Here is a 25,020-nt window from a genome sequence, read left to right on the forward strand (position 1 = left end):
CCAACTTTTTTTCATAAGTTTGTTTCAAAACGACTTTAGTTTGTGTATATCTTTTGGAGGCGTTTTTTTTTATACTGAACATGAAACTTGTTTGAAAGAGGAAACTGCACGATGATTTATTCGAAAGAAATTGTTAGAGAATGGCTGGATGAAGTAGCAGAGCGGGCTAAGGACCATCCGGAGTGGGTGGATGTCTTTGAGCGTTGCTATACAGACACCTTGGACAATACGGTTGAGATCCTAGAAGATGGTTCAACCTTTGTACTCACAGGGGATATTCCTGCCATGTGGCTTCGGGATTCGACAGCCCAACTTAGACCCTACCTGCATGTGGCAAAAAAAGATCCTCTCTTGCGTCAGACCATTGCAGGTTTGGTCAAGCGTCAGATGACTTTGATTCTCAAGGATCCTTATGCCAACTCTTTTAACATTGAGGAGAATTGGAAGGGCCACCACGAGACTGACCATACCGACCTTAATGGCTGGATTTGGGAACGCAAGTATGAGGTGGACTCGCTTTGCTATCCTTTGCAGCTGGCTTATCTCCTTTGGAAAGAGACTGGCGAGACCAGTCAGTTTGATGAGACTTTTGTTGCAGCGACCAAGGAAATTCTTCACCTCTGGACGGTAGAGCAAGATCACAAGAACTCTCCATATCGCTTTATTCGAGATACAGACCGTAAGGAAGATACTCTGGTAAATGATGGCTTTGGACCTGACTTTGCAGTGACAGGTATGACCTGGTCAGCTTTCCGACCGAGTGATGACTGCTGCCAGTATAGCTACTTGATTCCGTCCAATATGTTTGCAGTAGTTGTCTTGGGGTATGTGCAAGAGATCTTTGCAGAATTAAACTTGGCTGATAGCCAAAACATCATGACAGACGCTGAGCGTCTCCAGTCTGAAATCCAAGAAGGCATCGAAAATTATGCCTACACCACTAACAGCAAGGGTGAAAAGGTTTACGCCTTTGAAGTGGATGGTTTAGGGAATGCTAGCATCATGGATGACCCAAATGTACCAAGTTTATTGGCGGCGCCTTATCTGGGCTATTGCGACATTGAAGACGAAGTGTATCAAGCCACACGCCGTACCATTCTGAGCTCTGAAAATCCATACTTCTACCAAGGAGAATACGCTAGCGGTCTCGGAAGTTCTCATACCTTCTATCGCTATATCTGGCCCATTGCCCTTTCTATCCAAGGCTTGACAACAAGAGATAAGGCAGAGAAGAAATTCTTACTCGATCAGCTCGTTGCCTGCGATGGTGGCACAGGTGTTATGCACGAAAGCTTCCACGTGGACGACCCAACTCTCTACTCTCGTGAATGGTTCTCTTGGGCCAACATGATGTTCTGTGAATTGGTTTTGGATTATCTAGATATTCGCTAATACTCTTCGAAAATCTCTTCAAACCACATCAGCTTCGCCTTGCCGTATAGATGTTACTGACTTCGTCAGTTCTATCTGCAACCTCAAAACAGTGTTTTGAGCTGACTTCGTCAGTTTATCCACAACCTCAAAGCAGTGCTTTGAGCAGCCTGCGGCTAGCTTCCTAGTTTGCTCTTTGATTTTCATTGAGTATAAGGAGCGCGCTTTAGTTTCACCGATTCTTGTCAGAATCACACCTTTACATTTAAAACGTTAAAATTTAAATTTAGAATGAGGTTTTACTTCATGGAAAATGTTGTAGTTCATATTATCTCACATAGTCACTGGGACCGTGAGTGGTACTTACCTTTTGAAAGCCACCGTATGCAGCTGGTGGAATTGTTTGACAATCTTTTTGATCTTTTTGAAAATGACCCTGAGTTCAAGAGTTTCCACTTGGATGGACAAACTATTGTCCTTGATGACTACTTAGAAATTCGTCCTGAAAACCGTGACAAGGTTCAGCGTTACATTGACGAAGGTAAACTCAAAATTGGTCCCTTTTATATCTTGCAGGATGACTACTTGATTTCCAGCGAAGCCAACGTTCGCAATACCTTGATTGGTCAAGCAGAATGTGCAAAATGGGGCAAATCAACCCAGATTGGTTACTTCCCAGATACCTTTGGAAATATGGGACAAGCTCCTCAAATCCTTCAAAAATCAGGTATTCACGTGGCAGCTTTTGGTCGTGGTGTCAAGCCGATTGGATTTGACAACCAAGTCCTCGAAGACGAGCAGTTCACTTCTCAGTTTTCAGAAATGTACTGGCAGGGTGCGGACGGCAGTCGTGTCCTCGGTATCCTCTTTGCCAACTGGTACAGTAATGGAAATGAAATTCCAGTTGATAAGGATGAAGCTCTGGCCTTTTGGAAACAAAAATTGTCAGACGTGCGTGACTACGCTTCGACCAACCAATGGTTGATGATGAACGGCTGTGACCACCAGCCTGTACAGCGAAATCTGAGTGAAGCCATTCATGTGGCCAATGAACTCTTCCCAGATGTGACCTTTGTGCATAGTTCCTTTGATGACTATGTCCATGCAGTAGAAAGTGCCCTACCAGAGCAGTTATCAACGGTTACAGGTGAGTTGACAAGTCAGGAAACAGATGGCTGGTACACACTTGCCAACACTTCTTCTTCACGCATTTACCTCAAACAAGCTTTCCAAGAAAATAGCAACCTGCTAGAACAAGTAGTGGAACCATTGACTGTCATCACTGGTGGTCACAACCATAAGGACCAGTTGACCTATGCTTGGAAAGTTCTTCTACAAAATGCTCCGCATGACAGTATCTGTGGCTGTAGTGTGGACGAGGTTCACCGTGAGATGGAAACACGTTTTGCCAAGGTCAACCAAGTCGGAAATTTCGTTAAGACCAATCTTCTCAACGAGTGGAAGGGCAAAATCGCAACCCACGAAGCCAAAAGCGACCATCTCTTTACTGTCATTAACACAGGCTTGCATGACAAGGTTGATACGGTCAGCACAGTGATTGATGTGGCGACTTGTGATTTTAAAGAATTGCACCCAACAGAAGGCTATAAGAAGATGGCAGCCTTGACCTTGCCAAGATACCGTGTTGAAGATTTGGAAGGGCATGCTGTAGAAGCGAAAATCGAAGATTTGGGAGCTAATTTTGAGTATGATTTGCCAAAAGACAAGTTCCGTCAGGCTCGTATCGCTCGACAGGTGCGCGTGACAGTGCCTGTTCATCTGGCACCACTTTCTTGGACAACCTTCCAATTGCTTGAAGGAGAACAAGAACACCGTGATGGTATTTACCAAAATGGAGTGATTGATACGCCATTTGTAACGGTAAGTGTGGATGAAAACATCACGGTCTACGACAAGACAACTCATGAAGCTTATGAAGATGTTATTCGCTTTGAAGACCGTGGTGACATTGGAAATGAGTACATCTATTTCCAACCAAAAGGAACAGAGCCTATCTACGCAGAACTCAAAGGCTGTGAAGTCTTGGAAAATACAGCTCGTTTTGCCAAGATCTTGCTCAAGCATGAATTGACAATTCCAGTAAGTGCAGACGAAAAACTGGATGCAGAACAAAGAGGCATCATCGAGTTTATGACGCGTGAAGCTGGGCGCTCAGAAGAATTGACAAGCATTCTTCTTGAAACAGAGATGACCGTCTTTGTTGACAATCCACAAATTCGTTTCAAGACTCGCTTTACTAACACAGCCAAGGACCACCGTATCCGTCTCTTGGTTAAGACTCATAACACTCGTCCAAGCAATGACTCTGAAAGTATCTATGAGGTGGTGACAAGACCAAACAAACCAGCTGCTTCTTGGGAAAATCCTGAAAATCCACAACACCAACAAGCCTTTGTCAGCCTTTATGATGATGAAAAAGGGGTGACGGTGGCAAATAAAGGATTGCACGAGTATGAAATCCTTGGAGACGATACCATTGCCGTGACCATTCTTCGTGCCTCAGGTGAGTTAGGTGACTGGGGTTACTTCCCAACACCAGAAGCTCAGTGCTTGCGTGAGTTTGAAGTCGAGTTTGCTCTGGAATGCCACCAAGCACAAGAACGCTTCTCAGCCTTCCGTCGTGCCAAAGCCTTCCAAACACCATTTACAAGTCTTCAAGTTGCTAAACAAGAAGGAAGTGTGGCAGCGACTGGTAGCCTCTTGAGCCATGCGGCGCTCAGCTTGCCACAAGTCTGCCCGACAGCCTTTAAGGTAGCTGAAAATGAAGAAGGATATGTACTTCGTTACTACAATATGAGTCAAGAAAATGTGCGTATATCAGAACACCAACAAACCATTTTGGACTTGCTTGAACGACCATATCCAGTTCATTCGGGACTTTTAGCACCACAAGAGATTCGCACAGAATTGATTAAAAAAGAAGACATTTAATAGTTTTAAAGTGTTTGATAACTAATACTATGAGATAGAAAGGAGGGGCGAAAGAGTAAGGACTAACTACTGATTCGCCCCTTTTTATGGGAAGAACAATGACCATTGCAACCATTGATATCGGAGGGACTGGGATTAAGTTTGCCAGTCTGACTCCTGATGGAAAAATACTAGATAAGACAAGTACTCCGACGCCAGAAAGTTTGGAGTCTTTACTGGCGTGGCTAGAGCAACGCTTGTCAGAGCAAGATTATAAGGGCATTGCCATGAGCGTTCCAGGCGCGGTCAATCAAGAAACAGGTGTGATTGAGGGAATTAGTGCCGTACCTTATATTCACGGTTTTTCTTGGTATGAGGCCCTTGCTCATCATCAGCTGCCTGTCCATCTAGAAAATGATGCCAACTGTGTTGGACTTAGTGAACTGCTGGCTCACCCAGAGATTGAAAATGCAGCCTGTGTCGTTATTGGGACAGGGATTGGTGGGGCCATGATTATCAATGGCAAGCTTCACCGAGGTCGTCATGGCTTGGGGGGAGAGTTTGGCTATATGACAACCATTGCACCTGCTGAAAAACTCAACAACTGGTCGCAACTAGCGTCAACTGGAAATATGGTTCGATACGTGATTGAAAAATCTGGTCAGACTGACTGGGACGGACGCAAGATTTACCAAGAGGCCGCAGCTGGCAATGCTCTTTGTCAAGAAGCGATTGAGCGCATGAATCGTAATCTGGCTCAAGGTTTGCTTAATATCCAGTATCTCATCGACCCAGATGTCATTAGTTTGGGAGGCTCTATCAGTCAAAATCCAGATTTTATCCAAGGCGTCAAAAAAGCTGTTGATGCATTTGTCGAAACCTACGAAGAATACACGGTCGCACCTGTCATCCAAGCCTGCACCTATCATGCAGATGCCAATCTCTACGGTGCCCTTGTCAATTGGCTACAGGAGGAAAATCAATGGTAAGATTTACAGGACTTAGTTCCAAGCAAACGCAGGCAATTGACTTGCTGACAAAACATATCTCTTTACCAGATGTGGAAGTTGCAGTCGCTCAGTCTGATCAAACGTCTATCTCGATTATAGGTCAAGGTGGACACTATCAACTAACCTACCGCGAGCCCCACCAACTTTACCGCGCCTTGTCCTTATTGGCAACAGCTCTAGCAGAAGGTGATAAGGTAGACCTTGAAGAACAGGCTGCTTATGAAGAGTTGGCCTACATGGCAGACTGTTCGCGAAATGCAGTGCTAAATGTCGCTTCTGCCAAACAGATGATTGAAGTCTTGGCTCTCATGGGCTACTCAACCTTCGAGCTCTATATGGAAGACACCTATCAGATTGAGGGGCAGCCTTATTTTGGTTACTTCCGTGGCGCCTACTCAGCAGAGGAGTTGCAGGAAATCGAAGCCTATGCCCAGCAGTTTGACATGACCTTTGTGCCTTGTATCCAGACATTGGCTCACTTATCAGCCTTTGTCAAATGGGGTGTCAAGGAAGTGCAGGAGCTCCGTGATGTAGAGGACATTCTTCTTATCGGTGAAGAAAAAGTTTATGATTTGATTGACGGGATGTTTGCCACTCTGTCTAAACTGCAGACTCATAAGGTCAATATCGGGATGGACGAAGCCCACTTGGTTGGTTTGGGACGCTACCTTATCTTGAACGGTGTTGTGGACCGCAGTCTTCTCATGTGTCAACACTTGGAGCGCGTGCTGGATATTGCTGACAAGTATGGTTTCCACTGCCAGATGTGGAGCGATATGTTCTTTAAACTCATGTCAACAGATGGCCAGTATGACCGCGATGTGGAAATCCCTGAGGAAACTCGTGTCTACCTAGACCGTCTCAAAGACCGTGTAACCTTGGTTTACTGGGATTATTATCAGGATAGCGAGGAAAAATACAATCGCAATTTCCGCAACCATCACAAGATTAGCCAAGATATTGCCTTTGCAGGTGGTGCTTGGAAGTGGATCGGTTTCACACCCAACAACCATTTCAGCCGTCTTATTGCTCTTGAAGCCAACAAAGCCTGTCGTGCTAACGACATCAAAGAAGTCATTGTAACGGGTTGGGGGGACAATGGTGGGGAAACTGCCCAGTTTTCTATTCTACCAAGTCTGCAAATCTGGGCAGAACTCAGCTACCGCAATGACCTCGACCATTTGTCTGCCTACTTCAAGACCAATACAGGTCTATCAGTTGAGGACTTCATGCAGATTGACCTTGCCAATCTCTTGCCAGATTTGCCAGGCAATCTCAGTGGTATCAATCCCAACCGCTATGTCTTTTATCAGGATGTTCTTTGCCCGATTCTTGACAGACACATGACACCTGAACAGGACGGGCCACACTTTGCTCAGGCAGCTGCGACGCTTGCTGAAATCAAAGAAAAAGCAGGAAATTATGCTTATCTCTTTGAAACTCAGGCCCAGTTGAACCAGATTTTAAGCAGTAAAGTGGATGTGGGACGACGCATTCGTCAGGCCTACCAAGTAAACGATAAAGAAAGTCTGAGAGAAATCGCAAGACAAGAATTACCAAAACTTAGAAGCGAGATTGAAAACTTCCATGCCCTCTTTAGCCACCAATGGTTGAAAGAAAACAAGGTCTTTGGTTTGGATACGGTTGATATCCGTATGGGCGGACTCTTGCAACGCATCAAGCGAGCAGAAAGCCGCATCGAGGCTTATCTGGCAGGTCAGATTGTCCGCATCGAAGAATTAGAAGTCGAGATCCTACCATTTACTGACTTCTACGCAGACAAGGACTTCGCAGCAACTACAGCCAACCAGTGGCATACTATTGCGACAGCTTCAACGATTTATACGACTTAAAGGCATCTTTTCCGAGTCAGAGTGTTCCTCGTGAAACCTATTTCTTATAAAAAACTTCTCCACAAAAAATAATTTGTGGAGTTTTTTCTATAATTAGTAGTTTAACCTAGCCTTCAAATAGGAGTATACTAATAATGTAATCGTTATCAAACCTAAAAATTCGATGAAATCAGTTTTTAGGAATAAAAAGGGAGGAAATTATGAAAAAGTTTTCAAAGACCTTGAGAGATAACTGGATCTTTCTCTTGATGGTTTTACCAGGGGCACTCTGGTTGATTCTATTCTTTTACATTCCAGTATTTGGGAATGTGGTTGCCTTTAAAGACTACCATATGACCAGTAATGGTTTCATAGATAGTATTGTGAATAGTAAATGGGTCGGGTTAGATAATTTCAGATTCTTGTTTAGTTCAAAAGATGCCTTTATCATCACTCGAAATACCGTTCTCTACAATCTCGGGTTTATCTTTATCGGTTTGATTGTATCAGTAGGGATTGCCATCATCCTCAGCGAGCTTCGCTCTAAGAGAATGGTTAAGATTTTCCAAACATCTATGTTGTTCCCTTACTTCCTGTCATGGGTTATCATCAGTTTCTTTACAGATGCCTTCCTAAACATTGACAAAGGGGTCTTCAACCATTTCCTAACATCTATTGGCATGAAGGAAGTCAACTTCTATGCTGACTTAGGCATTTGGCCATACCTTCTCCTTTTCCTAGGTATTTGGAAAGGCTTTGGATATAGCAGTGTCATGTACTATGCGACGATTATGGGAATTGACCCAACCTACTACGAAGCAGCAACAGTGGACGGGGCTAGCAAGTGGCAACGCATTCGCAACGTAACCATTCCTCAGTTGACTCCACTTGTAACAGTCTTGACCATCCTTGCAGTCGGAAATATCTTCCGTGCAGACTTTGGTCTCTTCTATCAAATTCCACACAATGCTGGTCAGCTTTACAATGTAACCAACGTTTTGGATGTATATGTCTTTAATGGTTTGACTCAGACAGCAGATATCGGTATGGCTTCAGCAGCCGGTCTTTACCAATCCGTTGTCGGTTTGATTCTGGTTATCCTATCAAACTTACTTGCAAGACGAGTCGATCCAAACTCAGCTTTGTTCTAGAAAGGAGGAGAATATGGCAGAAAAGAAAATTAAAAAAGAAAAAATCGATAATGTCGGCATTCACTCCTTCAGTAAGAAAGCAGATATCTTCTTTAGTATCATCTCTGGTTTGATCGCTCTTTCTTGTATCTTGCCCTTTATCTTCGTTATCATCATTTCGGTGACAGACGAAAAGAGCATCCTCCAGTATGGATATAGCTTTTTCCCTTCGAAGTTTGGTGTAGACGGATTCCAGTTCTTGGCTCAGTTTAAAGATAAGATCCTCCAAGCGCTCTTTATCTCAGTTTTTGTAACTGTAGTCGGAACAGTGACCAACGTCTTCATCACAACCACTTATGCCTACGCCATCTCACGGACAACTTTTAAGTACCGCAGATTCTTCACGATCTTCGCTCTTCTTAGTATGTTGTTCAACGCTGGTTTGGTACCAGGCTATATCGTGGTCACTCGCCTGCTTCAACTGGGTGATACTGTTTGGGCCTTGATTGTTCCAATGCTCCTCTCACCATTCAATATCATCTTGATGCGTTCCTTCTTCAAGAAGACCATTCCAGAAGCCATTCTCGAATCTGCTCGTATCGATGGTGCCAGTGAAGCTCGGATCTTCTTCCAGATCTGTTTGCCCTTGTCACTTCCAGGTATCGCAACCATCACGCTTTTGACAGCTCTTGGTTTCTGGAACGACTGGTTCAACGCCCTTCTTTACATCAAGAGTGACAACTTGTATCCATTACAGTATTTGCTCATGCAAATCCAGCAAAATATGGACTACATCGCAAAAGCAGTCGGCCTATCTGGCCAACTGGGAGTCGCTCTACCGAAAGAAACAGGTCGTATGGCCATGGTTGTCGTTGCAACCCTTCCAATCGCGATTCTCTATCCATTCTTCCAACGTTACTTTGTTAAAGGGTTGACAATCGGTGGTGTGAAAGAATAGCACTTGCTGAGAAACACCGTTTCTCCCTTCCCAACTTCATCATAGCGATTGAAGTTAAAAATCATTAAATCGTTTATAAGTTTAAAAATAAAAAAAGGAGTTTTTATCATGAAAAACTGGAAAAAATATGCTTTTGCATCTGCTAGCGTAGTCGCTTTGGCTGCTGGTCTTGCTGCTTGTGGAAACCTTACAGGTAACAACAAAAAAGCTGCAGATACTACTTCAGGTGAAAAACCTGTAATCAAAATGTACCAAATCGGTGACAAACCAGACAACTTGGATGAATTGCTAGAAAATGCAAACAAAATCATCGAAGAAAAAGTCGGTGCTAAATTGGATATCCAATACCTTGGATGGGGTGACTATGATAAGAAAATGTCTGTTATCACATCATCTGGTGAAAACTATGATATCGCATTTGCATCTAACTATGTTGTAAATGCTCAAAAAGGTGCTTATGCTGACTTGACAGAATTGTATAAAAAAGAAGGAGCAGAGCTTTACAAAGCACTTGACCCAGCTTACATCAAAGGGAACACTGTAAACGGTAAGATCTATGCAGTACCAGTTGCAGCTAACGTTGCATCATCTCAAAACTTTGCCTTCAACGGAACTCTTCTTGCTAAATACGGTATCGATATTTCAGGTGTAACTTCATACGAAACACTTGAGCCAGTCTTGAAACAAATCAAAGAAAAAGCTCCAGACGTAGTACCATTTGCGGTTACGAAGAACTTTATCCCATCTGATAACTTTGACTACCCAGTACCAAACGGACTCCCATTTGTTATCGACCTTGAAGGAGACACTACTAAGATTGTAAACCGTTACGAAGTGCCTCGTTTCAAAGAACACTTGAAGACTCTTCACAAATTCTATGAAGCTGGATACATTCCAAAAGACGTAGCAACAAGCGACACTTCATTTGACCTTCAACAAGATACTTGGTTTGTTCGTGAAGAAACAGTAGGACCAGCTGACTACGGTAACAGCTTGCTCTCACGTGTTGCTAACAAAGATATCCAAATCAAACCAATCACTAACTTTATCAAGAAAAACCAAACAACACAAGTTGCCAACTTTGTCATTTCAAACAACTCTAAGAACAAAGAAAAATCAATGGAAGTGTTGAATCTCTTGAACACAAACCCAGAACTCTTGAACGGTCTTGTTTACGGTCCAGAAGGTAAGAACTGGGAAAAAATTCAAGGTAAAGAAAACCGTGTACGCGTCCTTGATGGCTACAAAGGAAATACTCACATGGGTGGATGGAACACTGGTAACAACTGGATTCTTTACATCAACGAAAACGTTACAGACCAACAAATCGAAGATTCTAAGAAACAATTGGCAGAAGCTAAAGAATCTCCAGCACTTGGATTCATCTTTAACACTGACAATGTGAAATCTGAAATCTCAGCAATTTCTAACACAATGCAACAATTCGATACAGCTATCAACACTGGTACTGTAGACCCAGATAAAGCTATCCCAGAATTGATGGAAAAATTGAAATCTGAAGGTGCCTACGAAAAAGTATTGAACGAAATGCAAAAACAATACGACGAATTCTTGAAAAACAAAAAATCATAAGAACGATTGATTTCGTGTATTCATTCCTAATTCCTAAAAATGTGATCACTGCCTTCCTTAGTTCTCTAGGGGAGGTAGTGATTTTTAGGATGTAAAAATGAAAACAGTGATTCTGAGGGTTTATGCGATGTGATACACATACATCTATAGGGGATTTATTATGAAAAAATATCGTCTTCTTTTCAAAATGAGTGCTGTCTTCTCTTACCTATTTTTCGTATTTGGCCTTTCCCAGCTGACGCTTATTGTCCAAAACTATTGGCAATTTTCTTCCCAGATTGGCAATTTCTTCTGGATTCAAAATATCTTGAGTTTGCTATTTATCGGAGTCATGATTTGGATTCTGGTTAAGACAGGCCATGGTTATCTCTTTCGCATTCCAAGAGAAAAATGGCTTTGGTATTCGATTTTGACAGTATTAGTGGTAGTGCTCCAGATCTTTTTTAACGTTCAGACAGCTAAACATGTTCAGTCAACTGCTGAAGGTTGGGCTGTATTGATTGGTTATAGTGGGACTAACTTTGCAGAGCTAGGTATCTATATAGCCCTGTTCTTTCTGGTTCCACTGATGGAAGAGTTAATCTATAGAGGATTACTGCAACACGCCTTTTTTAAAGATTCGAGATTTGCTCTTGATTTGCTTCTTCCGTCCATTTTATTTGCTCTCCCTCATTTTTCAAACTTTCCTAGTCTGTTAGATATCTTCGTCTTTGCAACAGTTGGAATCATCTTTGCTGGTTTGACCCGCTATACCAAGAGCATCTATCCTTCCTATGCAGTGCATGTGATCAATAATATTGTAGCGACCTTGCCATTTTTGCTGACTTTTTTACATAGGGTGTTTGGGTAAAATATTAGCATGAGAGTTAGGGATTATAGTTTTTCAATTTATCAGCGAATTTCAGGAGGAAAATGAGAATGACACCATTAAAATGGTTCTCTGGAGGAAGCGAAAGGCGTTGTGAAGCCATGACCATCATTGATCATCTATTGGAAGATATAAAGGCTGCGCCTCAACTTACTCCCTTGAAAAATCAGTTAGTGATTTATCAAAAACGATTAGAGGATGATGGAACCTCTACTCCATTTATTCTGAGCCAAATGAATGTTGACATCTCACGTGTGTTGATTGATAACAAGCTAAGTTTGTCAGAAAGTCAAGCTAAGCAAATAAAAAAATTGAGAGAATTATCTGCGATTCGGTATGGTTACTGATGAAGTGCAGGGGTAGGACTCTTTCTACAATTTCCGGTCAAATAAATTGCATTCGTTTTCCCAAGTGGGTATACTAGTATAGTTGAATGAAAAATTCTGAAAATTTAAGAATAGAAAAGAGAACAAATCTTATGGCAAAAGATATTCGTGTCTTACTTTACTACCTTTATACTCCAATTGAAAATGCAGAGCAATTTGCGGCAGATCACTTGGCTTTCTGTAAATCAATCGGCCTTAAAGGTCGTATCCTAGTCGCTGACGAGGGAATCAACGGGACTGTTTCAGGTGACTACGAAACAACTCAAAAATACATGGACTACGTTCACAGCCTCCCAGGAATGGAAGACCTCTGGTTCAAGATTGACGAAGAAAATGAACAAGCCTTCAAGAAGATGTTTGTTCGCTATAAGAAAGAAATTGTTCACCTTGGTTTGGAAGACAACGACTTTGACAACGACATCAACCCACTTGAGACAACAGGTGCATACTTGTCTCCAAAAGAGTTTAAAGAAGCCCTTCTTGACGAAGATACCGTTGTCCTTGACACACGTAACGATTATGAGTACGACCTAGGACATTTCCGTGGGGCTATCCGTCCAGACATCCGCAACTTCCGTGAGTTGCCACAATGGGTTCGTGATAATAAAGAAAAATTCATGGACAAGCGTGTCGTAGTTTACTGTACAGGTGGGGTTCGCTGTGAGAAATTCTCAGGCTGGATGGTGCGTGAAGGCTACAAAGATGTTGGCCAATTGCACGGAGGAATCGCAACTTATGGTAAAGACCCAGAAGTTCAAGGTGAGCTTTGGGATGGGAAAATGTATGTCTTTGACGAGCGTATCGCAGTTGATGTCAACCATGTTAACCCAACCATCGTAGGGAAAGACTGGTTTGATGGAACACCATGTGAACGCTATGTCAATTGTGGCAATCCCTTCTGTAACCGTCGTATCCTGACATCAGAAGAAAATGAAGATAAGTACCTTCGTGGATGCTCACACGAGTGCCGTGTTCACCCACGCAACCGCTATGTTGCTGAAAATGAATTGACACAAGCAGAAGTGGTGGAGCGCTTAGCTGCTATCGGTGAAAGCTTGGATCAAGTCGCTACAGTATAAAGCAAACAGCCTTTAGGGGCTGTTTTTCTATGCTTTTTATCTAAAAATCTAAAATTTGTTTCTGTATCTTTCAGGAAAATAGGGTATACTATGTGTAAACGATTTCAAAGGAGGCAAGTTATGGCGAAAACATTTTTTATCCCAAATAAAGAAAGCATTCTAGGACAACAGGAGGTCTTGACTGCCAAGTCCATCTTGGCCTTGGTGGAGGGCTTGGAGTCGCATAGTTATGATGCAGTCTATCTCCGTCAGCCCCTCAATCGTCTCGAATACATGGAGTGTGGGATTGTAGGTCAGTCGCAATTTCTCTTCAAAGTGAACTATGCGGATAGTCGAAAAGGCTATCAAGTGGTGATTCCAGACTTCCTTACCAGAGCGGACTGGGAGATTGTAGAGACTCTCCTCAAAGCCCTATCGAGCAAGTTGGGGCATGTGGTAGAAGGGCTAGAAGGGTTTGACTTTGAAGCTTATTTCCGAGAAACGATCCAGCATTATCTAGCTGATAAAGCGACTCGTCTAGTATACTGCCAAGGGCTCTTGTCCCCTATCTATCTCAACAAGGAATACCTCGAGAGCTTTTTGGCTGAGAATGGATTGGCACGTTTTGAAGAGCTGGTCAAGAAGGTTCAAGGCTCTGATGCCTACCTTGCCAGTGTAAAATTTTACCCGGATGCTCAAGGTAGGGTGCACGGTATCTATCACCTAGCCCAGGGAGTCAAGACGATTTTGCCAAAGGAACCCTTTGTACCAGCTCCTTATACCGAGCAGCTGGCAGGCAAGGAGCTTGTTTGGGAGATTGACCTAGTGACGATTTCTGGTGATGGGTCCAAAGCAGAAGACTACGAATCCATCGCTCGCTTGGGCTATGCAAGATTCCTAGAGTCACTACCAAAAGCATTTTACCAGCAATTAGATGCCAATCAATTAGAAGTACAAGCCATCCTAGGACAAGACTTTGAAGGATTGGCAGCCATCGAGTAGGCACAGTTCGAAAAAGAGTAATCATAAAAATCCCTGTCATTAACAAATGGCAGGGATTTTGGTTAAAAGAAGGTCAGGATGCGAAGGTAGTCTACTGTCAGCGCGAGCTCTGCAATGAAGAAGGGGAAGAGAATAGCGCCATCAAGTAAGACAGCTAGCAAGAATCGATAAAATGGGTCAAGGCTACTAGTCTTACTTGGCTTGCTAATCACAAAGAGATTTCCAAGGGCAATGATGGCCAGGCTTAGAAGAGTGAGGATACCAGCAAATCGTAAGCCACCAAAGAGTGCAAAGAAACTTGCTAGAGCCGTTAGGACAAGTGGGATAGCAAAGAGTCGGCTGTAACGATCGCAAGCTTCTTGGAATGTGAAATCGCTCTCCTGGTCCAGTACACGTCGGACAGTAAAGCCTCCCAAAATGATAGAAAAGTAAAATAGAGCGCTAGCGACCAAGATGGAGAGTCCAGCAAAGAGATTTAAAGGAGGGAGCTGGTTAGGTAAACTATTGGCAATAGAGGCCATATAGCCGTAGTAGAGGTGCTTGATATGATAGATACTAAAGAAAAGGTTGATTGACGACAGCAAGGTGAGCAGGGCAAAGACACTGTAACGATGCTTTTGGTCCGTATTCTTGCTGGCAGTTGGTTCTTGGATAGCATCCAGCAGCCAAGTCCAAAACAGTGCGATTTCTTCTTTGAATCTGGCTGTTTTACGAGGGTCAATATCTGGGATATAGGGGCTTTCTAAAGCCTTGCTGAGGATACTTTTCTCTTTTGCAGGGTTTTCTTGCTTGTGTTCCTCTTCAGTTTTCCCTTCTCCCTCTTCCTCGGTTTGGGTTTCCTCAGTCATTTCGGGAGTTTCCTCCTCATGCGTTTCCGACTCTTTAGGTGAGACAGATGTTTCTTGGCTTACTTGTAGTTCGGTCTCCACAGTTTCTGAAGTCTCAGGCTCGTTGGGCTGGATTTCTGATTTTGTCTGAGGTGATTTCTTCTCAAGATCGGCACTTTCAAACCATTCTTGTGTCATGGTGGAACCTCCTTTTTATGGTCGTTTTCTATCTTTAGCCTAGCAGATAAAAGCGTTTTTGTCAATGGTTTCTAGATGGAGAAGAGTACTCTTCTTTAGGTAGGTAGATATCCTGGTTGGCTTTTGCAATGAGCAGGTCCTTGATATCTGCTCTTTCCGTTTTATAAGGGTTGGCAAGTTCATTCTCTTTTTGTCCACGATGTTCTTCTTTGGGTTTACGATAGATACCGCCATGCTGAGAAGAAATATCTAGATTGATACGGTCGGTCTCTTTCTGGGAGAGAATGAGGTTTAGAGTTGAATGAGCCTCTAGCTCGACCTTGCCGTGAACTTGGATATTTTCAGCATAGATGTGTGCTCCCTCCGTCTTGACCTGACTATCTGTCAATTCGGCATCAAAGATATTGATGATATGAGGTGTCGTTAGTGTGCTGTTCTTGATAGAACTTTCAGTTAGTCTTAAGAGATAGCCTTTTGTTTTGATTGTCGCATTTTCAAGATTGGCTTGACGAATATTGGTTTGTCCACGATTGGCTGAGACGGTGATAGCTTGCAGTCTTCTTCCTTTAGGGAGGGAGAGAATGACTTCGTCAAAACGGTGAGAATAACTGCTGGCAATACGAAGTAGGCCTTCGATTCCTGAACCTAGAAAGCGATGTTGGGAGGCTTGTTTGTCAGTGACGGTCAGTGTTTTGTCACTCATGCCAGTAGTCAGATCGTGACGACCAGACACCGAAGGATGATAGGTGATATGGATCTTGTCATCTACAGACTCTGTGATGGTTAGGCTGTGCTCTTCAAGGGTCAAATCAAGTTTTTCCACTTCATTTCCAAAGGTCACTTCTTCGATACGATTGTCATAGACGGGGTCTTTTGACATGGCAAGTAAACTTTGAATACCATTGGACTGCGCGCCTACAATGATCATGATAAAACCGAGGATTGTAGAAACCACACCAAAGATGAGAAATCCTTTTGTCAATTTACGCATGTCTGTCACCTCTCTTTCCTTTTTTAAGAATCCATTGTGCCAAGCGGACGATTAGGAGGCCAAAGAAACGAGCTACATAGGAGATACCCAGTAGAACAAGAGAAGAAGCACCGATAGAAAGCAAACCGGCCCCAAAAATCAAGATAAAGGCAGATTTGGCTTCGACTAGGACGCTAAAGCTCTCTACGATAAAGAGTCCACCTAGCAGGATACCCGTCACAGAGACGGTAAAGAAGGCTAAAATGACGGAGACGGCTGCGATAAAAAGCCCGATAATGGTTAAGATAATTGCAATTCCAACAGGAATTCCGATAGGGGCTGCTAGTAAGGCAAGTAGGGCAATGTGTATCAGTTGACGGTCATTCTTTTGAGCAGGGGCTTCATTGACTTTTTTATCGAGAAGATCAGAGAGGATATCATGGGCAGCTTCTTTTGGAGTTCCCAGACTGGCAATGAGTTCCTCTTCGCCCTCTGGGCCTGCATCGTCAAATAGTTCCTTAAAGTAGTCCATAGCTTCGATGCGGTCAGCTTCAGGCAGTTTATGGAGATAGGTTTCTAACTGAGTCAGATAGTCAGTTCTTGTCATGGCGGATACTCCCTTCTATGATGCCGTTGACGGTGTCGGTATAGAGCGTCCACTCTTCCTTTAGAGTAACGAGCTGCTCTACGCCCCGATTGGTCAAGGAGTAGTATTTGCGCATACGCCCCTGAAACTCTCTAGAGTAGGTGGTCAGAAAGCCACTGGCTTCCAATTTTTTGAGAATGGGATAGAGCGTAGATTCTTTGATATTGGCGATGAGCTTAATGGTTTGACTAATCTCATAACCATAAGAATCCCCCTGCTCCAGTACAGCCAAGATGAGAAACTCGATCAAGGCAGAGGATGTTGGGAAGTACATGGGAAACCTCCTTTATATTATATAAAAATTTTATATATACTCTTTTCAAATATATTGTATCTCAAGTTGAAAGCCCTGTCAAGAAATATGTGTAAAAATTTTACATATAAAAAAACTCCTAGTATAAACTAGAAGTTTAGAGGATTTTATCAGCCCGATCCACCATAAAGAGTGAGATGGTCATGATGATATCGATAGCTAGAAGGGTAAGGACAGCTGGGATCCAAGATTGGAAAAGTTCAAAACTATAACCAAACAAGGCAGGTCCAAAAGCAGCTAAGATGTAGCCCCCTGTTTGCGCTAGTCCTGATAGCTGAGCGGTCTTTTCAGGAGAACTGGTTTTAAGAGAAAAGCAAACCATGAGGTAGGGGAAGAGGGCACTGCAGGCCGTTCCAATCAAGAGATGAACGACTAACCAGTAGAGGAAATTATTGGTTGGATACAAGAGCATGGCAATTCCTATCATACCAGCGATAGAGATAATTGCCAGCATGACTCGACGATGACCATCTGACAGACGAGTCGTCAGACTTGGAACGGTCATGGAAAAAGGAATGCTGATCAGCGAGAAGATAGAAGCCAGAAGAGCCGCATCACTATTAGAAAGACCAGCACTAATAGCCATAGTTGGCAACCAGGTCATGCTTGTATAAAAGAGCAAGGACTGAAGACCACCAAAGACAATGATGGCCCAGACAGATTTGCTTTTTAGAATATTTTCTTTCGATTTCTTTTCTTGCTGGCCTTCTAGGTGGTGGTTGTAGCGATGATTTGGCAACCAGACTAGCAGAGTGACCAAGCAGAGAAGGCTGAGAACGAGGATCAAGCCCTTCCAAGAACTAGCTTGGGTGATAGGGACAGATAGATAAGAAGCAATAGCTGTGGAAATCCCCATAGAAGTGACATAGAGAGTTGTTAGGAAACTAATCTTTTGAGGCTGATTTGCCTGAATCATACTTGGGAGAAGAACATTAAAAATAGCAATGCTCGCTCCGACAATCAAGGTCCCTAGATAGAGAAGGGGAAGGTTGAAGATACGAATGACAGAGCCAATAGTTAAGAGAAGAAGACAGTAAGTAAAGAGATGCTCTAGCCCAATTTTTTGCGCCAAGCGACTCGTAAAAGCAGAGAGAAGGGCGAACATCAAGAGAGGGAGACTGGTTAAAATCCCAAGAGAACTGACCTCGACTCCTAGCCCCTGAGCAATGTCTCCTAAAATGGTTGGAAGAGCAGTAAAAGGAGAGCGTAAAACGGTCCCGATTAAGACAATTCCTAGAACAAAAAAGAGCGATTGTTTTTTCATGAAAACCTCGATAGGATGATTTTAATAACAGCTTATTTTAAGGTTTTTTCCTTATAATGTCAAGTAATGACAGCCAAGACAGATCAATCAATGGAAGTGAAAATAAAGTGAAAAGGGACAGATTTCTTTACTAGAATTTTCCTTGATTTGATATAAAAATAGGAAACTAGGAGAATTTGTGATAAAATAGTGGAAGGAAATCTATACATTGGAGAAAAACTGTGCCTGAAAAGCAAAAAATCAGCGTCTTGATGTCGGTCTATGTAAAGGAAAATCCGACGTTTTTAAGAGATGCTATCAAAAGTGTTCAAAACCAGACCTTGAAACCGAGCGAACTTGTTCTTGTTGAGGATGGGCCGCTCACACCCGAACTCTATCAGGTGCTAGATGAAGTGGAAGCTCAGTCAGACATTCCAGTTAAACGGTGCCCCTTAGAACAAAACCAAGGTTTAGGCTTGGCTCTTCGATACGGTGTTTTACAGTGCCAGTATGACATTATTGCTCGCATGGATACGGATGATTTAGCCGTTCCGGATCGTTTTGAGAAACAGCTTCAGCTAATGGAGAAAGAAGATCTCGATCTCTTAGGCGGGCATATCGCAGAGTTCATTGATAATCCAGATGAGATTGTGTCTTATCGTCGTGTTCCAACTCAGCACGCAGACATTGTGGCTTATCAGAGAATGAGAAGCGCCTTTAACCATATGACAGTCATGTTCAAAAAGGGCATGGTCCTCAAGGCGGGCAACTATGAAGATGGCCTTTACATGGAGGATGACCTTCTTTGGCTCAATATGATTGCTGCAGGTGCCAAGACTGGGAACCTAGATCAAATCTTGTGTAAGGTTCGTGTCGGTGCAGGGATGTTTGAGCGTCGAGGTGGCTTGCGTTACCTTAAACTCTATCGTCAAGCTCGCCAACGGATGCTTGAGCGAGGGCAAATTTCTTACATGGAATATGCTAAAAGTGTAGCCATTCAGGCAATTGTTGCACTTTGTCCAGGCTTTGTACGTCAGTTTATCTTCGTCAAACTTTTAAGAAAGAGAAAGTAAGCCCCGATAGACTGAATGATTTAGGCTATCATAACAACAGTATCATCTGACTCTTTTAAGGGGGAGTAAATTCCTATGAATAAAAAACTAACAGATTATGTGATTGATCTGGTTGAAATTTTAAATAAACAGCAAAAACAAGTGTTTTGGGGGATATTCGATATTTTGAGTATGGTGGTTTCCATCATCGTATCTTATATCTTGTTTTATGGCCTTATAAATCCTGCGCCTGTGGATTACGTGATCTACACTCTTTTAGCTTTCCTCCTCTATCAAATCATGATTGCGTTTTGGGGGCTAAATGCTAGTATCAGTCGTTATAGCAAGATTACGGATTTCATGAAAATCTTTTTCGGAGTGATGCTCAGCAGTGTTCTTTCTTATGGGATCTGCTATGCCTTTCTTCCATTGTTTTCTATCCGTTTCATCGTACTCTTCATTTTGTTGAGTACTTTCCTCATCTTGCTTCCTCGTATCACTTGGCAGCTGATTTATTCTAAGCGCAAGCAAGGTAGTGGAGATGGTGAACATCGTCGTACCTTCTTGATTGGTGCTGGTGATGGTGGCGCCCTCTTTATGAACAGTTACCAACATCCAACTAGCGACCTTGAGCTAGTGGGGATTTTGGATAACGATGAAAAGAAAAAGGGACAAAAACTAGGTGGGATCCCAGTTCTGGGCTCTTATGATAATCTACCTGAATTGGCCAAACGTCACCAAATCGAGCGTGTTATCGTGGCGATCCCTTCACTTGACCCATCAGAGTACGAACGCATCTTGCAGATGTGTAATAAACTAGGCGTCAAATGTTACAAGATGCCTAAGGTTGAGACAGTCGTTCAAGGACTCCATCAACCAGGTAGTGGTTTCCAGAAAATTGATATCACAGACCTTTTGGGCCGTCAGGAGATTCGTCTTGACGAATCGCGTCTGGGTACTGAGATTACAGGCAAGACCATCTTGGTAACAGGGGCAGGTGGTTCGATTGGTTCGGAGATTTGTCGTCAGGTTAGCCGCTTCAATCCCGAGCGTATCATTTTGCTTGGACATGGTGAAAACTCAATCTATCTCGTTTATCATGAATTAATCCGTACATTCCAAGGGATTGATTATGTTCCTGTTATTGCAGATATTCAGGACTATGACCGTCTCTTGCAGGTGTTTGAGCAGTACAAACCAGCCATTGTTTATCATGCTGCAGCCCACAAGCACGTTCCGATGATGGAGCGCAATCCAAAAGAAGCCTTCAAGAACAATATCCTCGGTACCTACAATGTTGCCAAGGCTGTTGATGAAGCCAAAGTACCTAAGATGGTCATGATTTCGACTGACAAGGCGGTCAATCCACCGAATGTTATGGGTGCAACCAAGCGCGTGGCAGAATTGATTGTCACTGGCTTTAACCAACGCAGCAAATCAACCTACTGTGCAGTCCGTTTTGGAAATGTTCTGGGTAGTCGTGGTAGCGTGATTCCTGTCTTTGAACGTCAGATTGCTGAAGGCGGCCCTGTAACGGTGACAGACTTCCGTATGACACGTTACTTCATGACCATTCCAGAGGCTAGCCGTCTAGTAATCCATGCTGGCGCTTATGCCAAGGACGGAGAAGTCTTTATCCTCGATATGGGCAAACCAGTTAAGATCTATGACTTGGCTAAGAAAATGGTTCTTCTAAGTGGGCACACGGAAAGTGAAATTCCAATCATTGAGGTCGGTATTCGCCCAGGCGAAAAACTCTATGAAGAACTCTTGGTTTCGACCGAATTGGTTGATAACCAAGTCATGGACAAGATTTTCGTTGGTAAGGTAAATGTCATGCCGCTAGAAGCTATTGATCAAAAGATTGAAGAGTTCCGTTCACTCAGTGGAGATGAGCTCAAAGAAGCCATTATTTCCTTTGCAAATGAAACAACCCATGCTGAGTAAGAGTGTCCAACTACCTTCATAATGAAACAACTATCGCCAGTTTTCTGAGGAAATCAGAAAGCTGGTTTTTATAAATAGAGAGTAGAAAACATCGTCTCTTTCAAAGGATTAATAAGCGCAACTATTCAAGGGACGATGTTATGTGATCTATCAGGAGAGTGATTTCAGACACTCTAAAAACTACCTCTTTTTTAAGCTGGTAACATAACTTTGCAAAATAAGTATTAAAATCAAAAGGAGATTATTGTATGCTGACTGCTATTAGGAGTTTTTTCAAAGGCTACGCGAATTTTTCTGGTCGTTCCACACGTCCAGAATTTTGGTGGGTTTGGCTACTAAATATGGTGATTTTCTTGCCCGCCTACTACTCACTTTTTACTGGAGTAGAATCTGATAAAGCCATCAGGAATATTGCTGTCTTCAGTATGTGTATTATTTTGTTTATAATAGAGTTTGTTCCTCTACTAGCACTGATAGTACGTCGCTTACGAGATGTGGGTATCCATTGGGCCTATATTTTTATTGTATTTGTTCCTTTGGGTGCAATAACACTGCTCGTTATGCTCGCTATGCCAAGTCAACGATTTGGAGAAAAAGTGATAGAGAATAGTGAAACAAATAAAGAGAACACTGAAGACTCTCAGTTTGAAGAAATAGTACGAAAATATTAAGATATTTCTACTTTATTTTAAAGCGGCTGAGTCGCGCTTCACAGCAAATGATCCCTTCAGAACTTGTCAATCATTCTACTTTATGGTAAACTATACAAATAAAAATAAAGGAGATTATTATATGTTTAATGCTTATAAGAACTTTTGGAAGGGTTATGTAAACTTTACTGGTCGTTCGACTCGTTCGGAGTACTGGTGGATTTATTTTACGAACTTATTAATCTGTCTTCCTGCTTATACGAAATATCATGCTGTAGTGTCAACTCGTCCGTATAACTTGGAGGCACTCCGTAGCTTACAAGCCATGAGTGGTTTTTACCTCTTTTTAGCAGTTATTCTCATTTTGCCTGGTATTGCTTTGACGGTACGTCGCTTACGGGATGCTGGTTTCCACTGGGCCTTTATCTTCATTGGTTTGGTTCCTATCGTTGGAGCGATTGCTCTTATTGTGATGCTTGCTTGGCCAAGTAAGAAGGATGAAGATGCAGATACTGAAGAACAGGATCAAATTACTGCTTAAGCATGGAGTTGATTCCTTCTGATAGTAACAAGATATAAAAAAATACTCCTCAACCTAGTTTACTAGTGTTAGGAGTATTTTTGTATGGTTAGAGCTGGCTAATGATATCATCAATGGTATGGGCGATCCAGTCAGGTTGATAGCTGAGCAAATCAGCCTCTTCTCCAAATCCCCAAGTAACAGCAAACTTTTTAATGCCAGTTTCTTGGGCCCCGATCATATCAAACTTAGTATCCCCGATGATGAGGACTTGGTCTGCAGGCAGTTGATGCATATGCAAGGCGTAACGGATGACATCCGCCTTGTGTGGCGTTTCAGGACTAGAACCGTAAATGCCATCAAAGAAATGATGGATTCCCAGATTTTTAGTCATATCATGAGCAGTAGGAGTATTCTTTGTTGTAGTGATGTAGAGAGGGTAGTTTTGTGAAAGTTCTTGAAGCAATTCCGTTATTCGGGGGAAGAGTTGGGCTTCGTGGATCCCTTTTTCCTTGTAGTAAGAGCGGTATATCTGGACGGCCTCCGAGATTTTTTCCTTGGGAAGACATGTTGCAAAACTACTTTCAAGTGGCGGGCCCATGAAACCACGAATGGTTTTGGCATCAGGGCTTGGAACTCCTAGTTGTTCAAAGGTATAGGTGAAGGCATTGTGGATCCCAATGGAGCTGTCAACCAGGGTTCCGTCTAGATCAAAAAAGATTGCTGAGATAGAGGGCATAGTTTCTCCTAATAGATATAGATAAGCTTATTCTCCGAAGATTTCTTTTTGTAGGCGACGACCAGTAGGTGTAGCGGCAAGTCCACCCTCAGCTGTTTCACGAAAGGCAGTTGGGAGGCTCGATCCGACTTGGTACATGGCATCGATAACTTCATCGACAGGGATTTTAGATTCGATACCTGCCAAGGCCATATCAGCCGCGATAAAGGCAAAGCTGGCTCCCATGGCATTTCGCTTAACACAGGGAACTTCGACCAAACCAGCGACGGGGTCGCAGATGAGGCCCAGCATATTTTTAATGATAAAGGCGATGGCTTGACTAGCCTGATAGGGGCTTCCACCTGCAGCTAAGGTTAAGGCTGCGGCACTCATGGCAGAGGCAGAGCCAACCTCGGCCTGGCAGCCACCTTCAGCACCTGAGATAGAGGCGTTGTTTGCGATAACCAATCCAAAGGCACCAGCAGCAAAGAGGAAATCCAGCTGTTCTTCGTGGCTAAGGTCTAATTTTTGGATAGCAGCAGTGAGAACGGCTGGCAGACAGCCGGCACTTCCTGCGGTTGGAGTGGCGCAGACCAAGCCCATCTTCGCATTGTGTTCATTAACTGCGATGGCATTACGAGCTGCTGATAGGATGGTAAAGTCCGACAAGGCCTTGCCACTTTTGAGATGGCGGTCTAGTTTGGCCGCGTCTCCACCCGTTAGGCCACTACGGGATTTATTTTCACTGAGACCGAGCTCGACAGAGGCTTTCATGACTTCTAGATTGCGTTCCATGAGAAGGAGAACTTCTGGCCGTTCTCGACCGGTTAGTTGATATTCTGTCGCAATCATGAGTTCGGCGACATTTCCTTGGAAGTCTAGATCTGCTTGCTCAACCAATTCTTTGATAGAATAAAACATGTTTCCTCCTACTTAAAGAAATTGACATTGTGGAGATGAGGGATTTTTCGGATTTCTTCAATCGCCTCTTCGCAACTTCGACTATCGACTTCGATAATCATAATGGCTTTTTCTCCAGCTTTTTCTCGAGTCACATTCATCTGAGCGATATTGATATCAAAACGAGAGAGGGCTTCTGTGACATGGGCAATCATACCCGGAACATCCTGATGCACGATGATAATGGTCGGGGTATTCATGTTGAGAGAGACGGCAAAACCATTGAGTTCCGTAACTTGGATATTTCCCCCACCGATGGAAATCCCTGTCACACTAATGGACTTATGGTCATTCTTTACAGTGATTTTAGTGGTGTTAGGGTGAGGAGCATTGCTGTCTTTCTGAATGGTCCAGACAATCTTGATGCCCCGTTTATGGGCAATCTCGAGGCTATTTGGAATGTTGGGATCATCCGTATCCATACCTAAAATACCAGCGACGAGAGCAAGGTCAGTTCCATGACCACGGTAGGTTTTGGCAAATGAGTTAAATAATTGGAATTCTACCTCTGTCGGCGTATCGTCAAAGATGGAAGAGACGATTTTCCCGATACGAACAGCACCAGCAGTATGGCTACTTGATGGGCCAATCATGACTGGTCCGATAATATCAAAGACAGATTGAAAACGAAGTGAGTGCATCTGTTTCCCCTTACAAAGATTCTTATATCTATTATATCAAAGAATGGACCTCTGCGCTTATTTCCCTTATCAAAAGCTTAAAATGATTAAAGATAGTATAAAATAAGGTCTTTTGTGACAAAAACCTCCATAAAACGGTAAATATAAAACATTTTTGTAATATTTCTACATAAAACCGTTAAACAACGGTAACATT

At 43.0% G+C, this 25,020-nt stretch carries 23 protein-coding genes; 15 read left to right on the plus strand and 8 right to left on the minus strand.

Going from position 1 to position 25,020, the window contains the following annotated elements:
- The first annotated feature begins 111 nt into the window (after positions 1–111).
- From HMPREF8578_RS04895 to HMPREF8578_RS04950, 11 genes are all read left to right on the plus strand, one after another.
- Positions 112–1,392, plus strand: coding sequence for a glycoside hydrolase family 125 protein (locus tag HMPREF8578_RS04895; RefSeq protein ID WP_000640496.1), 1,281 nt, complete (start codon positions 112–114; stop codon positions 1,390–1,392).
- A 285-nt stretch (positions 1,393–1,677) separates the two neighbouring features.
- Complete coding sequence (locus tag HMPREF8578_RS04905; RefSeq protein ID WP_000432729.1) at positions 1,678–4,323, plus strand: alpha-mannosidase; 2,646 nt, start codon at positions 1,678–1,680, stop codon at positions 4,321–4,323.
- 98 nt (positions 4,324–4,421) lie between these two features.
- Positions 4,422–5,291, plus strand: coding sequence for an ROK family protein (locus tag HMPREF8578_RS04910; protein WP_025168812.1), 870 nt, complete (start codon positions 4,422–4,424; stop codon positions 5,289–5,291).
- Positions 5,285–7,165 carry a beta-N-acetylhexosaminidase gene (locus HMPREF8578_RS04915; protein ID WP_000251429.1) on the plus strand — a complete coding sequence of 627 codons (1,881 nt, stop codon included), beginning with the start codon at positions 5,285–5,287 and terminating at the stop codon, positions 7,163–7,165. Before HMPREF8578_RS04910 ends, HMPREF8578_RS04915 begins: the two co-directional genes overlap by 7 nt.
- 200 nt (positions 7,166–7,365) lie before the next feature.
- Positions 7,366–8,295: an ABC transporter permease gene (locus HMPREF8578_RS04920; RefSeq protein ID WP_000714584.1), complete on the plus strand. Its 930-nt coding sequence runs from the start codon at positions 7,366–7,368 to the stop codon at positions 8,293–8,295.
- A 13-nt stretch (positions 8,296–8,308) separates the two neighbouring features.
- The gene (locus tag HMPREF8578_RS04925) at positions 8,309–9,232 is read left to right on the plus strand and encodes a carbohydrate ABC transporter permease (RefSeq protein ID WP_000818344.1); all 924 of its coding nucleotides are present in this window, start codon (positions 8,309–8,311) and stop codon (positions 9,230–9,232) included.
- A gap of 108 nt (positions 9,233–9,340) precedes the next feature.
- Positions 9,341–10,825, plus strand: coding sequence for an ABC transporter substrate-binding protein (locus HMPREF8578_RS04930; RefSeq protein WP_000800397.1), 1,485 nt, complete (start codon positions 9,341–9,343; stop codon positions 10,823–10,825).
- A 160-nt stretch (positions 10,826–10,985) separates the two neighbouring features.
- Entirely contained in the window at positions 10,986–11,675 is a 690-nt protein-coding gene (locus HMPREF8578_RS04935) for a CPBP family intramembrane glutamic endopeptidase (protein WP_000760775.1), read from the plus strand.
- A 68-nt stretch (positions 11,676–11,743) separates the two neighbouring features.
- Positions 11,744–12,040, plus strand: a complete 297-nt coding sequence (locus tag HMPREF8578_RS04940; protein WP_000188116.1) for a bacteriocin immunity protein — start codon at positions 11,744–11,746, stop codon at positions 12,038–12,040.
- 131 nt (positions 12,041–12,171) lie between these two features.
- A complete protein-coding gene (trhO, locus tag HMPREF8578_RS04945; protein WP_001030010.1) occupies positions 12,172–13,158 on the plus strand; it encodes an oxygen-dependent tRNA uridine(34) hydroxylase TrhO in 987 nt (328 codons plus the stop codon).
- Between the two features lie 120 nt (positions 13,159–13,278).
- The gene (locus HMPREF8578_RS04950; protein ID WP_001140333.1) at positions 13,279–14,139 is read left to right on the plus strand and encodes a DUF4299 family protein; all 861 of its coding nucleotides are present in this window, start codon (positions 13,279–13,281) and stop codon (positions 14,137–14,139) included.
- A gap of 62 nt (positions 14,140–14,201) precedes the next feature.
- Here HMPREF8578_RS04950 and HMPREF8578_RS04955 read toward each other — a convergent pair whose 3' ends face one another.
- From HMPREF8578_RS04955 to HMPREF8578_RS04975, 5 genes are all read right to left on the minus strand, one after another.
- Positions 14,202–15,164, minus strand: coding sequence for a DUF6574 domain-containing protein (locus HMPREF8578_RS04955; RefSeq protein WP_000191331.1), 963 nt, complete (start codon positions 15,162–15,164; stop codon positions 14,202–14,204).
- Between the two features lie 61 nt (positions 15,165–15,225).
- Complete coding sequence (locus HMPREF8578_RS04960) at positions 15,226–16,155, minus strand: DUF4097 family beta strand repeat-containing protein (protein ID WP_001229040.1); 930 nt, start codon at positions 16,153–16,155, stop codon at positions 15,226–15,228.
- Positions 16,148–16,741 (minus strand): DUF1700 domain-containing protein, encoded by a 594-nt coding sequence (locus HMPREF8578_RS04965; RefSeq protein WP_000198642.1) that lies wholly within the window; start codon positions 16,739–16,741, stop codon positions 16,148–16,150. Before HMPREF8578_RS04965 ends, HMPREF8578_RS04960 begins: the two co-directional genes overlap by 8 nt.
- Positions 16,728–17,054, minus strand: a complete 327-nt coding sequence (locus HMPREF8578_RS04970) for a PadR family transcriptional regulator (protein ID WP_000273860.1) — start codon at positions 17,052–17,054, stop codon at positions 16,728–16,730. Before HMPREF8578_RS04970 ends, HMPREF8578_RS04965 begins: the two co-directional genes overlap by 14 nt.
- A 136-nt stretch (positions 17,055–17,190) precedes the next feature.
- On the minus strand, positions 17,191–18,357 hold the full coding sequence (locus HMPREF8578_RS04975) for a CynX/NimT family MFS transporter (RefSeq protein ID WP_000744873.1): 1,167 nt from the start codon (positions 18,355–18,357) through the stop codon (positions 17,191–17,193).
- A gap of 221 nt (positions 18,358–18,578) precedes the next feature.
- Between HMPREF8578_RS04975 and HMPREF8578_RS04980 the strand changes: the two genes are divergently transcribed.
- The 4 genes from HMPREF8578_RS04980 (at position 18,579) to HMPREF8578_RS04995 (ending at position 22,526) form a co-directional block, all read left to right on the plus strand.
- Positions 18,579–19,409, plus strand: coding sequence for a glycosyltransferase (locus HMPREF8578_RS04980; protein ID WP_001114306.1), 831 nt, complete (start codon positions 18,579–18,581; stop codon positions 19,407–19,409).
- A 75-nt stretch (positions 19,410–19,484) separates the two neighbouring features.
- Complete coding sequence (locus HMPREF8578_RS04985) at positions 19,485–21,335, plus strand: nucleoside-diphosphate sugar epimerase/dehydratase (RefSeq protein ID WP_001035726.1); 1,851 nt, start codon at positions 19,485–19,487, stop codon at positions 21,333–21,335.
- Positions 21,336–21,583: 248 nt separating this feature from the next.
- A complete protein-coding gene (locus tag HMPREF8578_RS04990; protein ID WP_000954376.1) occupies positions 21,584–22,006 on the plus strand; it encodes a DUF805 domain-containing protein in 423 nt (140 codons plus the stop codon).
- Between the two features lie 121 nt (positions 22,007–22,127).
- Complete coding sequence (locus HMPREF8578_RS04995; RefSeq protein ID WP_000481290.1) at positions 22,128–22,526, plus strand: DUF805 domain-containing protein; 399 nt, start codon at positions 22,128–22,130, stop codon at positions 22,524–22,526.
- 88 nt (positions 22,527–22,614) lie between these two features.
- On the opposite strand, the gene HMPREF8578_RS05000 is transcribed toward HMPREF8578_RS04995, so the two are convergent.
- Genes HMPREF8578_RS05000 through sdaAB form a run of 3 tightly spaced genes read right to left on the minus strand, consistent with a single transcriptional unit; the run spans position 22,615 to position 24,824 of the window.
- Positions 22,615–23,244: an HAD-IA family hydrolase gene (locus HMPREF8578_RS05000; RefSeq protein ID WP_001139314.1), complete on the minus strand. Its 630-nt coding sequence runs from the start codon at positions 23,242–23,244 to the stop codon at positions 22,615–22,617.
- Between the two features lie 27 nt (positions 23,245–23,271).
- Positions 23,272–24,144 (minus strand): L-serine ammonia-lyase, iron-sulfur-dependent, subunit alpha, encoded by an 873-nt coding sequence (gene sdaAA / locus HMPREF8578_RS05005; protein ID WP_000500028.1) that lies wholly within the window; start codon positions 24,142–24,144, stop codon positions 23,272–23,274.
- Between the two features lie 8 nt (positions 24,145–24,152).
- The gene (gene sdaAB / locus HMPREF8578_RS05010; protein WP_000555871.1) at positions 24,153–24,824 is read right to left on the minus strand and encodes an L-serine ammonia-lyase, iron-sulfur-dependent subunit beta; all 672 of its coding nucleotides are present in this window, start codon (positions 24,822–24,824) and stop codon (positions 24,153–24,155) included.
- Positions 24,825–25,020: the final 196 nt, after the last annotated feature.

Origin of the sequence: Streptococcus oralis ATCC 49296 (genome assembly GCF_000185265.1) — a bacterium.
In the GTDB taxonomy this organism is placed as follows: domain Bacteria; phylum Bacillota; class Bacilli; order Lactobacillales; family Streptococcaceae; genus Streptococcus; species Streptococcus oralis_BC.